This is a genomic window from Streptomyces sp. P9(2023) (assembly GCF_032436795.1).
Taxonomy (GTDB): Bacteria; Actinomycetota; Actinomycetes; order Streptomycetales; family Streptomycetaceae; genus Streptomyces.
Genome location: NZ_JAUPWM010000001.1, coordinates 105,182 through 118,073, shown reverse-complemented (window position 1 = coordinate 118,073; position 12,892 = coordinate 105,182). Strand labels below are relative to the sequence as shown.

Below are 12,892 nucleotides of genomic sequence, written 5' to 3'. Positions count from 1 at the left end.
GGGATTACCCGCCGGGAACTCGCCCGCCGGGACTTCCGGCCCGCACCGAGAGACCATGGAGGTGTAGTCGAGAGCCGAGGAGCTCGTCATGGCAACAGGAACAGTGAAGTGGTTCAACGCCGAGAAGGGCTTCGGCTTCATTGAGCAGGACGGCGGAGGCCCGGACGTGTTCGTCCACTACTCGGCCATCGCCAGCACCGGCTTCCGCGAACTCGCCGAGGGACAGAAGGTCGCCTTCGACGTCGTGCAGGGTCCGAAGGGCCCCCAGGCCGAGAACGTCAGCCCGACCTGATCGGGTGGAACCACCGCATCACCGCATCACCGCATCACCGCATCACCGCATCACCCCAGCAGGTCCGCGGGGACGTACGGGCGCAACTCCCGCACCGCCCGCTCCGGATCGGGGTCTGAGACGGCCAGCCGCGCGAAGGGAGCGTCGCGGCGGAACTCCACGCAGACGACGGGCGTGCCCGGCTTGACCGCCGCGAAATCGCGGCCGTCCGGGAGGAGCCGGGTCCCGACGAGCAGCCGGTCGGGGATCCACAGACCCCGGCCGCGCCGCCCGCGCAGCGCCCGCCACCAGTCGGGTTCGACCCGCACCTCGCGCAGGGCGGCCACCGGCACCCGTACGGCCCGGCGCCGCGCGGCCAGCTTCTCGCGCGGGGACAGCCGTACGACGATGTCCGTGCCCTCCACCGTCACGCGTGCCATCGCACCTCACCGACCGTTCCGGGGTTTCCCGGGGCTTCCCTGGGGTCTCCGCGGCCTCCGGGGCATCTCCCTCCCATGATCGGGCCGCGGCCGGGTAGCTGCCAGACGGGGCCGCGTGGAGGAGAACGCCATGTCACGTGCGGTCGGGATCGACCTGGGAACGACGAACTCGGTGGTGTCCGTCCTGGAGGGCGGCGAGCCCACCGTCGTGACCAACACCGAGGGTGCCCGGACGACGCCGTCCGTGGTGGCCTTCGCGAAGAAGGGCGAGGTGCTGGTCGGCGAGGTAGCCAAGCGTCAGGCCGTGACCAACGTCGAGCGCACCGCCCGCTCGGTGAAACGTCACGTCGGCGACGCGCAGTGGCGCTTCCCTGACAGCGGTGACATCGACGGCCGCCGCTACACCGCGCAGGAGATATCCGCGCGGGTGCTGCAGAAGCTGAAGCGGGACGCGGAGGCTTACCTGGGCGAGGACGTCACGGACGCGGTCGTCACGGTGCCCGCGTACTTCAACGACAGCCAGCGCACGGCGACGAAGGAGGCGGGGGAGATCGCCGGGCTGAAGGTGCTGCGGATCATCAACGAGCCGACCTCCGCGGCGCTCGCCTACGGCCTGGACAAGGAGAAGGACCAGACGATCCTCGTCTTCGACCTCGGCGGCGGCACCTTCGACGTGTCCCTCCTGGAGATCGGTGAGGGCCTGGTGGAGGTGAAGGCCACCAACGGCGACACGCACCTCGGCGGTGACGACTGGGACCAGCGGATCGTGGACCATCTGGTGAAGCAGTTCCAGAACGGGTACGGGGTGGATCTGGCCAAGGACAAGATGGCGCTGCAACGGCTGCGCGAGGCCGCGGAGAAGGCGAAGATCGAGCTGTCCGCGGCGACGGAGACGTCGATCAACCTGCCGTACGTGAGCGCCTCCCCCGAGGGCCCGCTGCACCTGGACGAGCGGCTGACCCGGGCCCAGTTCGAGCAGCTGACGGCGGACCTGCTGGAGCGCTGCAAGGAGCCGTTCCACCAGGCGGTACGGGACGCCCGTATCGACCTGGCGGACGTGGACCACGTGATCCTGGTCGGCGGTTCGACGCGGATGCCCGCGGTGACCGAGCTGGTACGGGAGTTGACGGGGAAGGACCCGCACAAGGGCGTGAATCCGGACGAGGTCGTGGCGATCGGTGCCGCGCTACAGGCCGGTGTCCTGAAGGGTGAGGTCAAGGACGTCCTGCTCCTCGACGTGACCCCGCTGTCCCTCGGTATCGAGACCAAGGGCGGCATCATGACGAAGCTGATCGAGCGCAACACGACGATCCCGACCAAGCGGTCGGAGATCTTCACGACGGCGGAGGACAACCAGCCGTCGGTGCAGATCCAGGTCTTCCAGGGTGAGCGCGAGATCGCGGCGTACAACAAGAAGCTCGGCATGTTCGAGCTGACGGGGCTGCCGCCGGCGCCGCGTGGCGTCCCGCAGATCGAGGTCGCCTTCGACATCGACGCCAACGGCATCATGCACGTCACGGCCAAGGACCTCGGCACGGGCAAGGAGCAGAAGATGACCGTCACCGGTGGCTCCTCGCTGCCGAAGGACGAGGTCGACCGGATGCGCCAGGAGGCCGAGCAGTACGCGGAGGAGGATCACCGCCACCGCGAGGCCGCCGAGTCCCGTAACCAGGGCGAGCAGCTGGTCTACCAGACGGAGAGGTTCCTCAAGGACAACGAGGACAAGGTCCCCGGTGAGGTCAAGGCCGAGGTCGAGACGGCCGTCGCCGAGCTGAAGGAGAAGCTCAAGCGCGAGTCCGCCGAGGGCGACAACACTTCGGAGATCCGTACCGCCACCGAGAAGCTCGCCGCCGTCTCCCAGAAGCTCGGCCAGGCCATGTACGCGCGCTCTTCGTCCGGGGAGTCCGCACCGTCGGCCGGTGCCGAGGCCCCGCAGGGCGAGGCCGGGGCCGCGGGGGAGGACGAGGTCGTGGACGCCGAGATCGTCGAGGACGAGGAGGAGGGCGAGGGCAAGGACAAGCGGAAGGACGGCGGGGGAAATTCGTGAAGATCGGACGAGCTCGCCGACGCGGCGTAGCTTGGTGGCCGAAAGATATGGCTAAGGGGTCACGGAATGTGATGGACTCCTGGTCCGGCCGGTGTGGCGCGCGGGCATGTCGCCCCGCTGGTCCAATGGGATGTGTGCGCTGCTCGGGGCTGTAGCGGCGGTGGAGGTGCCTTGTCGGAGCGAGTGGGGGAACAGGCCTCCCTGGTCGAGGAGCATGCGGCGGTCCTGGCCCGGCTGCGGGCCGCCACGGACGCGATCGAGGAGATCGGCTCGCACCCCGACGAGCAGGGCGTCTGTGAGGACCTGGCCGGGTTCCTCTGCCGACACGGGTACGACGCCGCGGCCGTGGACGTCCGGCCCGAGGACGGGCCCGGCTGGGCGCGCGTCGCCGTGGCCGGGGACCCGAAACTGGTCGACCAGGTGGAGCCGCCCCCCGAGAGCGGGGTACCCGGCACATACGCGGACGTGGCCCCCGGTGGTGCCCACGTCCGGGTCGTGTCGGCGCCCCTGGAGTCACTGGGCCGGGTCATCGGGTACGTGAACGCCGTGAGCGCCCGCGCCGAGGGCCTGAGGGAGCACGAGACGGCCACGGTCCGCGACGCGGCGCGGCTCGCCGCCGTCCACCTGGGCCACGCCCGCCGGCTCGCCGCCACCGAGCGGACCGCCTTCCACCTCCAGCAGGCCCTGGTGGCGGAGCCGGGTCGGCCGCACCCCAACCTGGAGGTCGCCGGACGCTATCTGCCGGTCGGCGCCAGGACGCTGGTGGGCGGCGACTGGTTCGAGAGCGTACGGCTCCACTTCGGCCGCAGCCTGCTCGTCGTCGGAGACGTGATGGGGCACGGCCTGGACGCCGCCGTCGACATGAACGCGTACCGGTCCGCGCTGCGCGACGTCGCCTCCACGGACCTGCCGCCGCACCGCGTGCTCCGCCAGCTGGACTCCGTCGTCGCCGACGACGGCGGGCTGCGCCCCGCGACCTGCCTGCTGGTCCAGGTCGACCCGGCGCGCGGCTCGGCCACCTTCGCCAGCGCCGGCCATCTGCCGCCCGCCATCTTCGCGGGGGACGGCTCCGGGGAGCTCGTCGAGCTCCCCGTCGGCCCCCCGCTGGGCACCGGCGTCGGGGGCTACGAACCGGTCACCCGCACCCTGGCCCCGGCGGACACGCTCGTGCTCTTCACCGACGGCCTGGTCGAGCGGCGCGGCGAGGACATCGACGTCTCGCTCGCCCGGCTCTCCTCGCTCCGGCTGCGTCCCGGCTCCGGCCCCGAGGAGCTGGTGGAGGAGGTCCTCCAGCGGCTCGACGCCCACCACGCCGAGGACGACGTCGCCGTACTCGCGGCCCGGATCCGCGAACGCCCCACCCCGCCGTGAACACGTACGCTCCAGCCCGCCGTGAACCGGTACGCCCCAGCGCTCCGAGCGGGCGTCCTCACCCCCGTACGCCCACCTGCCGGTGAACGCCGTTCGAACCGGTACGGGGTCGGCGCGCGCCGGTCGCCGCCGGGGCGCACACGCCTCAACCGGCGTGTCTCGCAAGGTGCTTTTGGGGCGTCGTAGGCGCCCTGTGTCACCGAGGACGGGCCTGTTTCACGCCTGGGCGCGATTAATTCCGCCGGACGCTTGTGCACGGCCCTTCGTCCCGGCACGCTCCTGGTATGAACACCGCCCGGCACGCCAGTGAACGTCTGATGAGCTGGCCCTCGCTGGCCCCCGGCCGCGCCCAGTGCGGTGCCGAGCTCGGTCTGCGCACCGCGACGCACGACATCGTCCACTTCCACGGCGAGCACGAGGCCGACGTCCACCTCACCCGCGCCATGATCGCCAAGCTGCGCCCCGCGCTGCTCGGATCGAGCGCCGTGCGGCTGCGCGCCGGGTCGGGGTGGGTGACGGTCCGGCTGGACATGGGATCCGACATCGACCTTCTGGCGACCCTGGTGAGCGCCGCGCTGCAGGCCTCCACCGGGCGGCCGGACGCCGCACCGGACGGCTGCACCCGGAGCTGCCGGACCCCCGTGCGGGCCTGATTGTCACTCCGTCGGGAACAGCATGCAGGTGCTCGTGGCATGTCCGAGGAGCCGGTCGGAGGAGTCGTAGAGACCGGCCTCGGCGAGCGCCGTGCGGCGGCCCCGGCTCTTCACCGTGCCGATCGCGCGCACCTTGCCCGTGTCGGCCGTGATCGGGCGCAGGAAGCGGGTGTTCAGGTCCAGCGAGGTGTACGCCATGCCCCGCGGGAGCGTCGAATGCACGGCGCACCCGGCCGCCGAGTCGAGCAGCGTCGCGTACACGCCCCCGTGCACGCTGCCGATCGGGTTGTAGTGCTGTTCGGCCGGTTCGAAGCCGAAGACCGCACGGCCGTCCTCGACCTCCTCCAGCGCGAAGCCGAGCAGCGAGCCGAGCGGGGCGGGAGGCAGCCGCCCGGCCGCGATCTCCCGCAGGAAGTCGAGCCCCGCCATCGTCCCCGCCGCCTTCGCGGTCGCCGAGGCGTCCTCCCACTCGACCGTGCGTGACCGCTTCATGCCCACTCCACTCCTCGCCCTGGTCCGACCCTCGTGGCCCTGACCCCGACCCCGACCCCGACTTCGACCCTGATCCTGAAGCCGAGCGTGACCCGACCCTCACCCTGAACGTGAGGGTTCGCCCCGATCCCGACCGACGGTTCCGTCCGGCCACGAAGATCGACGCTAGACCTCCCGTCATCCGCTGTCCACGACGGACCCGGACCCCCCGTTCGGCGGCATGGCGGAGGTGTCCACCGTCCGGGCGGGTACTCCCCGTGGCATGCCCCCCACTTCCGGCCCGCCCCACGACCGTGCCCCCGCCGAGCACGGCCACCGGTTCCAGCGGCTCCACCGGTCCGTCCTCACGTCGGTCGTCGGGCTCGCCTGGAACCGAGGCCGCGACGTGGAGCTCATGCACCGCGCGATGGGCTTCGCGGCGCTCAGCCTCCTCACCCTCGTCCCGCTGCTCATCGTCGTGGCCGCCGCCGACCTCGCCAGCGGCCAGGGCTTCGCCCGCTGGCTCATCCAGGGCCTCGGCGTCTCCGAGGTGTCCCAGGAGGAGGTCGAGATGCTGTTCGGCCAGCCCGGGGAGGCTCTGCAGCGCACCACCGCCTTCGGTCTCGCCGCCGTCGCCGCGTTCGGTGTCACCTTCGGATCGGCCGTCCAGACCGGCTACGAACGGGTCTGGGACCTGCCCACCGCCCGCTGGCACACGATGTGGCGCCACGTCGTCTGGCTCGCCGTCCTCATCGCCGCTCTCCTCCTCTTCATCGAATCCCCTGTCCCCGCCGAGTCCTCGACCGCCGTCACCTTCTTCGTCGCCGTCGGCGACGTCTTCGGCGCCTTCCTCTTCTTCTGGTGGTCGCAGCGCTTCCTCCTCTGCGGACGGATCCGCTGGCGCGCGCTGGCCCCAGGGGCGCTGTGCACGGCCCTGGGGCTGTTCGGGCTGCGGATCTTCTCGCAGTTCGTCTTCTCCCCGCTGATCGCCTCCAACGCGGTCACCTACGGTCCGTTCGGCACCGTCCTCGTCCTGCAGTCCTGGCTCGTCGGCGTCGGCTTCGTGGTCTACGGCGCCGCCCTCGTCGGGCGCCTGATCCACGAGCACCTGGTCCTGCGCCGGATCGACCGCCTGCCGGCCGAACTGCCCGGCGACGACCTTCCCTGACAGTCACCGGTCCCTTCGGTGCGCCGCCGTCACCGTGACCACGGCCGCGACCAGCGCCCACGCCGGCGAGGCAGGCACCGGCGCCGAGGCCGTCGAACTGGCCGAGACCCTCCGCCCCGACGTGATCGTGATGGACCTCCGGATGCCCGGCATGGACGGCATCGAGGCCACCCGCCGGATCATGGCCGACCCGGGCCCCACCCGCATCCTCGTCCTCACCACGTTCGACGACGACGACTACGTCTACGGGGCGCTGCGCGCCGGCGCCTCGGGCTTCCTCGTCAAGGACATGGGCCTGGACGACATCCTCGCCGCGATCCGCGTCGTCGCGGCCGGGGACGCCCTGATCGCGCCGAGCGTCACCCGCCGGCTCATCAAGGACTTCACCGGCCGCCCCGCGACGGGCGCGCCGCGCCGGGGCGAGCTCACCTCGATCACCGAGCGGGAACGCGAGGTGCTGACCCTCATCGGCAGCGGCCTTTCCAACACCGAGATCGCCCAGGAACTGGTCATCAGCGTCGCCACCGCCAAGACGTACGTGACCCGCCTGCTGGCCGAACTCGACGCCCGCGACCGGGTCCAGCTCGTGATCATCGCGTACGAGACGGGCCTCGTGACCCCGTGACTGCCTGCGCCCCGTGATCACACGATCCGGCGAACATGATCGCCGGGCACCGGGCCGGGGCAACGCGACCGGTTGGATGGAGGTACCACCCGGCCCGTCGAAGGAGAGCTGACCCATGGCGAACACCTGGCTGCCGCCCGCCGAGTACATCGCGACGCTGCCGAGGGCGACGGCGTACGCCTGCCTGTACTTCACCGACACCGACGGAAGGCCCTTCCAGCTGCGCGCCAGCTACCGCACCGAGCTCTGGCAGTGGCCCGGCGGCAACATGGACCCGGGGGAGACCCCGTGGCAGACGGCCGTCCGCGAGTGCCACGAGGAGACCGGGATCGTCTTCCGGGGCGAGCCGAGGCTCCTCGGCACCCACTTCGTCTCCGACCGGGGCGAGGAGTGGCCCGCCAACCACATCGGCTTCATCTTCGACGGCGGTGTCCTGACGGACGAGCAGATCGCGGGCGTCGTCCTCGACCCGGGCGAGCACAGCGAGTTCCGGGTGCGCACCCTGGCCGAGTGGGAGCGGGAGATGACGTCGAGGAGCTTCGCCCGACTCGCCGAGATCGACCGCGCCCGGCGCTCCGGCAGGACCGTGTACGTGGAGACGGCGGCCGACTTCTGAGCGGGCGGGAGGTGAGCGGGCCTCCCGGGGGCGGGCAGGAAGTGAGTCGCTTCTCCGGGAGCGGGCGGAGGCGAGCCGATTTCCCGGCGATTCCGCTCACCTCGGCCGCAGGCCGTAACCCCGGCGCCGCTCGACAGTTGACCAGGGCATGAAGAAGCGCAGCATGCTCGCCATCGCCTCCCTCGCCGCCGGTGTCGTCACGGCCCTCGTCACCCCGCCGCCGCACGCCTCCGCGGCCGAGCACGGCGCGGTCGGCCCCACCGGCCTCCTCCAGAACGACAACCCGATCACCCCGCTCGTGGACGGTGCCGCGCCTCTGGTGACCGACAGCCTCCCGCAGACGCCCGACGTCGGCGGACTGGCGTGACCCTCCGACGGGTGGCCCGTGCGCGCGCCGAGTGAGCGGGAATGACAGGATGTCCCCATGAGCAACAACGTGTACTTCGACATCACGATCGACGGCAAGGACGCCGGCCGGATCGTCTTCAAGCTGTACGACGACGTCGTTCCCAAGACGGCGCAGAACTTCCGTGAGCTGGCCACCGGCCAGCACGGATTCGGATACGAGGGCTCGGGCTTCCACCGCGTCATCCCGGACTTCATGCTCCAGGGCGGTGACTTCACCCGGGGCGACGGCACCGGTGGCAAGAGCATCTACGGTGAGACGTTCGCGGACGAGAACTTCAAGCTCACGCACGACAAGCCGTTCCTGCTGTCCATGGCGAACGCGGGCAAGAACACCAACGGCTCGCAGTTCTTCATCACGACCATCGTGACCTCCTGGCTGGACGGCAAGCACGTCGTCTTCGGCGAGGTCGTCGAGGGTCAGGACCTGGTCACGAAGATCGAGAGCCTCGGCTCCCAGTCCGGCAGGACCAGCGCCAAGATCGTCATCGCCAAGTCCGGCGTCATCGAGGGCTGATCAGCACCTCAACCCTCGACCGCCCCCGCCGAGCACCATGCGGGGGCGGTCGGTCGTTCCCGGCGCGGCCCTGTCAGGAGGCCGAGTCCTCCCCGTACCGGCGTTCGAACTTCGCGACCCGGCCCTCGGAGTCCACCGTCCGCGCCTTGCCCGTGTAGAACGGGTGGCTCTCGGACGAGATTTCGACGTCGACCACGGGATACGTCTCACCGTCGTCCCACTCGATGGTCTGCTCGCTCGTCGCCGTCGACCGGGTCAGGAAGGCGAACCCGGCCGTGCGGTCGCGGAAGACCACGGGGCGGTACTCCGGCTGCTTGTCCTGCTGCACGCGTCCTCCTCGGACTGCCTGTTCGATGTTGGACCAGCCTCCCCGGACCCGGCCCGGCCGACCAGTGCCCGGGGCCGACCGGGTGACGGCGACCACTCCGTGAGGGCGATCACTCCGCGAGAAGGTTCACTCCGTGAGAGCGATCACTCCGTCCACCGGGCGGCGAGCAGCAGGGCGATGTCGTCCGGCCGGTCCCCGGCCTGCCGGGCGTCCCGGATCAGCCGGTCCGCCGTCTCCGTCAGCGGGATCGAACCCGTGCCGGAGAACGTACGGCGCAGCCACTCCACCCCCTCGTCGATGTCCCGCCCGGGCCGCTCCACCAGACCGTCCGTGTACAGGGCGAGCACCGCGCCGGGATCCAGTTGCAGTGCGGTGACCGGATACGTGGCCTCGGGGTCGATCCCCAGGACCAGCCCGCCCGTCAGCTCCAGGACGTCCGTCGTGCCGTCCGGGCGCCGCAGCAGCGGCTGCGGATGCCCGGCACGGACCGCCTCGGCCCGTCCCGTCGCCGGGTCGAGCACCACGTAGCAGCAGCTGGCGAACTGACCGGGGTCGAGGTCGATCAGCAGCCGGTTGGTGCCCTTCAGCACATCCTCCGGGTCGTGCCCGGCGAGCGCGAAGGCCCGTACCGCGCTGCGCAGTTGCCCCATCGTCGCCGCGGCGGCGACACCGTGGCCCTGGACGTCGCCGACGACCAGGGCGAGCAGTCCCCGCGCGGTCTCGACCACGTCGTACCAGTCGCCGCCCACGTCCATGCCCTGCGTACCGGGCAGATAGCGCGCCACCGTGTCGACATGGTCGCGGACCGGCAGCCGCGAGGGCAGCAGCGCGTCCTGGAGCCCTTGGGCGAGCGCGGACTCGCTGTCGTACCTGCGGGCCCGCTCCAAGGCCTGGGCGATCAGCCCGGCGAGCGCCGTCAGGACCGTACGCTCCTCCGGACTGAATCCGCGCGGCCGGTCGAAGCCGAGGATGCAGGAGCCGACCGGCCGGCCCGAGGCGATCAGCGGCAGGAAGGCCCGCGCCCCGGACAGCGCGTCCAGCGGGAGATCCGGATAGGCCCGGCTCATCTGGTCGATCGACTCGAAGAACAACGGGCGGCCGGTGGTGAGCGCCTCGACACCCGGCATGTGGGCGTCGAGGCCGACACCGTCGAAGGGCTCCAGGAAGCCCTTCGGGAACCCGGTCTCCCACGCCAGGTACAGATGCCGGTCGCTCAGCAGATAGATCGCCAGCTGCCGGCCGCCGAACGCGGGCAGCAGCTCGTCGGTCACCACCGCCGACACCTGGCGGGCCGTGACCGCCTCGGTCAGTGCGATCGCCAGCGCCACCGGCCGGTACAGCGCCGACGCCTTGTCCGCCGGGGAACCGAGCCCGACGTCCGGCTGGGAGACCGAGCCGGGCTTGTAGTCGGGATCACCTTCCGGAACGAGTACCAGCGTCACCCCGTCATGACCCGGGTAGAGCGACACCGACAGCCACTCCCGCTCCGCCGAGTGGACCAGGAAGTGCACCGGCTCGTCGGAGAGCAGTACGCCCCGCAGGTGCTCCTCGTTCGCGGGCTGGCCGAACCACGGCAGGACCTCCCACACCGTCCGCCCGGCGAGCGAGGCACGCGAGAGCCCGAGGAGCGCCTCGGTGAGATGGTTCACATACGTGACCCGGCCAAGCCGGTCGATCGCCAGGATCGCCCGGGGCAGCCGGTCGACGGCGTCGGAGCCGACCAGGCCGGTGCCCAGGTCGACCAGCGAGCCCGTCAGCCGTCCGGCGCGACCGCCCGGGGTGACACGGGCCGAGACCTCCAGCAGGTGCAGCCCGCCGTCGGGACCCTTGAGCCGGATGCGCCGTGCGACGCGGGAACCGGCCTCAGCCGCCCGGCGGGCCATCGTCCACAGCGCGTACGAGTCCTCCGGGGCGAGGCGCGCGGTCAACGCCTCGATCGTCCCCGGGACGGTGTCGTCGTCGCCGAGTATCGCCCGCAGCCCGTCGTCGGCGATGACCTTGCCGCTGTCCAGGTCCCAGTCGAAGGTGCCGATCCGCACCGGCTTCGTGCCGCGGGAGGGGAGCTGGACGCCGACCGGCTCACCGGGCCACTCCACCGCCGTACCGGCCTCCGTGAGCCCCTTCAGGTCCGCCCCGAGCTGCTGGGCCTCGCGCGCCATCCGGTTCCGGTCCCGGGCGTTCACCTGGACACCGGGGCTCGGGGTACGGAGTACCACGAGGACTCCGAAACGCTCCCGGCCGCTGACGATCGGTGTGTAGAGCGAGGCGAAGGGGAACGGCAGACTGGCCACGAACTGCGGAAACTGCCGCATGGCCTCCTCGACGTCGGCCAGGTACACGGGCTGCCCCGAGCGGTGGACCTCGGCGATCGGGAACGGCCGGTTCACATGCATCCGCCACCAGGGCCGGAACAGCGGGCCGGGCAGCCCGGCGAGCACGGCCATCCGCAGCAGCCCCGGGGTTCCGGAGCGGAGATAGACACCGCCGGCGTACCCGCCGACCGCCTCGATCGTCCGCAGCGTCGTCTCGGCGAGCACCAGCGGCAGCGCGTCGAGCAGCCTCCCGTCGGTGTCCACCCTCCCGGGCGCGTCGTCGTTCTGGGCCGACGGGTCCTGTCCGGCCAGGCCGTGCGGGATCACACAGCCAGCATGCTCCCCGGCCGAGGGGCCTCGCATCTCGGGGCTCGTCGGCCTTCGGGGGCGGGGGACCGCACGGTGCTCGGAGAGTGCGGGCTACTTCCGTGCGGGCTCGGCGGGTCTGCGGGAGCATGGGCGGGGGAGGCGGTGCGATGGATCCGTCCGTGATGACCGCGGTGGTCGCCGCCGTGGCGCTGGTCTGCCGCGCGGCGGTGCTCGAGATGCGTACGCCCGGCGCCGGGCGGCGCGTCTGGGCCTTCGCCGGCGACCGTCGAGCGCTCGGCATGGGCCTTGCGGCGGCGTGCGTGCTCGGCGCGGTGGGCTGGGCGACCGTCGGCGGGGCCGGCGTTGTGGTGTGGGCGGGCCTGGCCGGCGTACTGGTCGCCTCGCTGACGGCGGAGCGTGGACGCCCACCCGGGGAGTGAGCGCCCGGGCATGGAGAGTGAGCGCCCGCCCGGGAAGGGTGAGCCCGAGCGGAATGGTGAGCGCCCACGCGCTTCCAGATCGTCCTGGAGGGCAGCTGCCGGCTCGTCGGGCCGGCGGACGCGGAGCCGGTCGGACTCGGCCCGGGGGACCTCGTGTTCCTGCCGCACGGCAGTGGACTCACCCTCACCGACGCCGACGGGACCGCCGTCAGCGAGCCCGCCTGCGCCCCGGGCGACCCCGACCTCTCCGCCGCCTTCACCTCCGACCACGTCGACCGCACCGGGTCCGACGGACCGTCGACCACCCTTCTGTGCGGGGCGTACCGGCTCGACCCGGCCCGGACCCATCCGCTGCTGCGGTCGCTGCCGGAGCTGATCCACCTGCCCGCGCGGGGCGACCGCCGACCGGAACTCGACGCGGCGGTCGACCTGCTGGCCCGGGAGGTACGGACACCCCGCCTGGGCACGGACGCGGCCGTCCCCGCCCTCCTCGACCTCCTCCTGCTCTACGTCCTGCGAACCTGGTTCGCCGGCGAGGCCGCCCGGGGCAGTACCCAGGGATGGTCGGCGGCGCTCAACGACGGGCCGGTCACCGCCGCCCTGCACGCCCTGCACCGCGACCCCGCGGCACCGTGGACGGTGGCCGGCCTCGCCGCCGAGGCCGGACTCTCCCGGGCACCCTTCGCCCGCCGGTTCACCGCGCTGGTCGGACAGCCGCCGCTCGGCTACCTGACCTGGTGGCGCATGACCACCGCGGCCCGGCTCCTGCAGACGGGCGACGACCCGTTGCGGACGATCGCCGCACAGGTCGGCTACGCCTCCGAGTTCGCCTTCGCGCACGCCTTCAAGCGCGCCCACGGCACCTCGCCCGGGGCGTACCGGCGAGCCGCCCTCGCGGGGTAAGTTCGGGGCCCGCTAC

Annotated in this window: 15 protein-coding genes; 11 read left to right on the top strand and 4 right to left on the bottom strand. The window is 72.0% G+C overall.

Going from position 1 to position 12,892, the window contains the following annotated elements; genetic code table 11:
• The first annotated feature begins 88 nt into the window (after positions 1–88).
• Positions 89–292 carry a cold-shock protein gene (locus Q5762_RS00620; protein ID WP_315889873.1) on the top strand — a complete coding sequence of 68 codons (204 nt, stop codon included), beginning with the start codon at positions 89–91 and terminating at the stop codon, positions 290–292.
• A 50-nt stretch (positions 293–342) separates the two neighbouring features.
• On the opposite strand, the gene Q5762_RS00615 is transcribed toward Q5762_RS00620, so the two are convergent.
• On the bottom strand, positions 343–711 hold the full coding sequence (locus tag Q5762_RS00615) for a hypothetical protein (protein ID WP_315889872.1): 369 nt from the start codon (positions 709–711) through the stop codon (positions 343–345).
• Between the two features lie 130 nt (positions 712–841).
• Here Q5762_RS00615 and dnaK point away from each other — a divergent pair, with 130 nt between their 5' ends.
• The 3 genes from dnaK (at position 842) to Q5762_RS00600 (ending at position 4,782) form a co-directional block, all read left to right on the top strand.
• Complete coding sequence (gene dnaK / locus Q5762_RS00610; RefSeq protein ID WP_315889871.1) at positions 842–2,758, top strand: molecular chaperone DnaK; 1,917 nt, start codon at positions 842–844, stop codon at positions 2,756–2,758.
• 171 nt (positions 2,759–2,929) lie between these two features.
• Positions 2,930–4,129, top strand: coding sequence for a PP2C family protein-serine/threonine phosphatase (locus Q5762_RS00605; RefSeq protein WP_315889870.1), 1,200 nt, complete (start codon positions 2,930–2,932; stop codon positions 4,127–4,129).
• Positions 4,130–4,413: 284 nt separating this feature from the next.
• Entirely contained in the window at positions 4,414–4,782 is a 369-nt protein-coding gene (locus Q5762_RS00600) for a luciferase family protein (protein WP_315889869.1), read from the top strand.
• 3 nt (positions 4,783–4,785) lie between these two features.
• Here Q5762_RS00600 and Q5762_RS00595 read toward each other — a convergent pair whose 3' ends face one another.
• Complete coding sequence (locus tag Q5762_RS00595; protein WP_315889868.1) at positions 4,786–5,274, bottom strand: PaaI family thioesterase; 489 nt, start codon at positions 5,272–5,274, stop codon at positions 4,786–4,788.
• Between the two features lie 262 nt (positions 5,275–5,536).
• Here Q5762_RS00595 and Q5762_RS00590 point away from each other — a divergent pair, with 262 nt between their 5' ends.
• The 5 genes from Q5762_RS00590 (at position 5,537) to Q5762_RS00570 (ending at position 8,584) form a co-directional block, all read left to right on the top strand.
• Positions 5,537–6,421, top strand: coding sequence for a YhjD/YihY/BrkB family envelope integrity protein (locus tag Q5762_RS00590; RefSeq protein ID WP_315889867.1), 885 nt, complete (start codon positions 5,537–5,539; stop codon positions 6,419–6,421).
• Between the two features lie 34 nt (positions 6,422–6,455).
• Positions 6,456–7,046: a response regulator transcription factor gene (locus Q5762_RS00585; RefSeq protein ID WP_315889866.1), complete on the top strand. Its 591-nt coding sequence runs from the start codon at positions 6,456–6,458 to the stop codon at positions 7,044–7,046.
• Positions 7,047–7,161: 115 nt separating this feature from the next.
• Positions 7,162–7,662 (top strand): NUDIX domain-containing protein, encoded by a 501-nt coding sequence (locus Q5762_RS00580; RefSeq protein ID WP_315889865.1) that lies wholly within the window; start codon positions 7,162–7,164, stop codon positions 7,660–7,662.
• 148 nt (positions 7,663–7,810) lie between these two features.
• Positions 7,811–8,029, top strand: a complete 219-nt coding sequence (locus Q5762_RS00575; protein ID WP_315889864.1) for a hypothetical protein — start codon at positions 7,811–7,813, stop codon at positions 8,027–8,029.
• Between the two features lie 57 nt (positions 8,030–8,086).
• On the top strand, positions 8,087–8,584 hold the full coding sequence (locus tag Q5762_RS00570) for a peptidylprolyl isomerase (protein ID WP_315889863.1): 498 nt from the start codon (positions 8,087–8,089) through the stop codon (positions 8,582–8,584).
• A gap of 73 nt (positions 8,585–8,657) precedes the next feature.
• Here Q5762_RS00570 and Q5762_RS00565 read toward each other — a convergent pair whose 3' ends face one another.
• Both Q5762_RS00565 and Q5762_RS00560 read right to left on the bottom strand, forming a co-directional pair.
• On the bottom strand, positions 8,658–8,912 hold the full coding sequence (locus tag Q5762_RS00565; RefSeq protein ID WP_315889862.1) for a type B 50S ribosomal protein L31: 255 nt from the start codon (positions 8,910–8,912) through the stop codon (positions 8,658–8,660).
• 143 nt (positions 8,913–9,055) lie between these two features.
• Positions 9,056–11,587 (bottom strand): SpoIIE family protein phosphatase, encoded by a 2,532-nt coding sequence (locus Q5762_RS00560; protein WP_315889861.1) that lies wholly within the window; start codon positions 11,585–11,587, stop codon positions 9,056–9,058.
• A 113-nt stretch (positions 11,588–11,700) separates the two neighbouring features.
• Between Q5762_RS00560 and Q5762_RS00555 the strand changes: the two genes are divergently transcribed.
• A complete protein-coding gene (locus Q5762_RS00555) occupies positions 11,701–11,973 on the top strand; it encodes a hypothetical protein (protein WP_315889860.1) in 273 nt (90 codons plus the stop codon).
• Positions 11,974–12,051: 78 nt separating this feature from the next.
• A complete protein-coding gene (locus Q5762_RS00550) occupies positions 12,052–12,876 on the top strand; it encodes an AraC family transcriptional regulator (RefSeq protein WP_315890233.1) in 825 nt (274 codons plus the stop codon).
• Positions 12,877–12,892 lie beyond the last annotated feature (16 nt).

What these genes read in the sequence shown, in the direction of transcription:
- Q5762_RS00590 (WP_315889867.1), top strand. Translation starts at nt 5,537, where the DNA reads ATGCCCCCCACTTCCGGCCCGCCCCACGACCGTGCCCCCGCCGAGCAC.
- dnaK (WP_315889871.1), top strand. Translation starts at nt 842, where the DNA reads ATGTCACGTGCGGTCGGGATCGACCTGGGAACGACGAACTCGGTGGTG.
- Q5762_RS00570 (WP_315889863.1), top strand. Translation starts at nt 8,087, where the DNA reads ATGAGCAACAACGTGTACTTCGACATCACGATCGACGGCAAGGACGCC.
- Q5762_RS00600 (WP_315889869.1), top strand. Translation starts at nt 4,414, where the DNA reads ATGAACACCGCCCGGCACGCCAGTGAACGTCTGATGAGCTGGCCCTCG.
- Q5762_RS00615 (WP_315889872.1), bottom strand. Translation starts at nt 711, where the DNA reads ATGGCACGCGTGACGGTGGAGGGCACGGACATCGTCGTACGGCTGTCC.
- Q5762_RS00620 (WP_315889873.1), top strand. Translation starts at nt 89, where the DNA reads ATGGCAACAGGAACAGTGAAGTGGTTCAACGCCGAGAAGGGCTTCGGC.
- Q5762_RS00580 (WP_315889865.1), top strand. Translation starts at nt 7,162, where the DNA reads ATGGCGAACACCTGGCTGCCGCCCGCCGAGTACATCGCGACGCTGCCG.
- Q5762_RS00595 (WP_315889868.1), bottom strand. Translation starts at nt 5,274, where the DNA reads ATGAAGCGGTCACGCACGGTCGAGTGGGAGGACGCCTCGGCGACCGCG.
- Q5762_RS00575 (WP_315889864.1), top strand. Translation starts at nt 7,811, where the DNA reads ATGAAGAAGCGCAGCATGCTCGCCATCGCCTCCCTCGCCGCCGGTGTC.
- Q5762_RS00555 (WP_315889860.1), top strand. Translation starts at nt 11,701, where the DNA reads ATGGATCCGTCCGTGATGACCGCGGTGGTCGCCGCCGTGGCGCTGGTC.
- Q5762_RS00560 (WP_315889861.1), bottom strand. Translation starts at nt 11,587, where the DNA reads ATGCGAGGCCCCTCGGCCGGGGAGCATGCTGGCTGTGTGATCCCGCAC.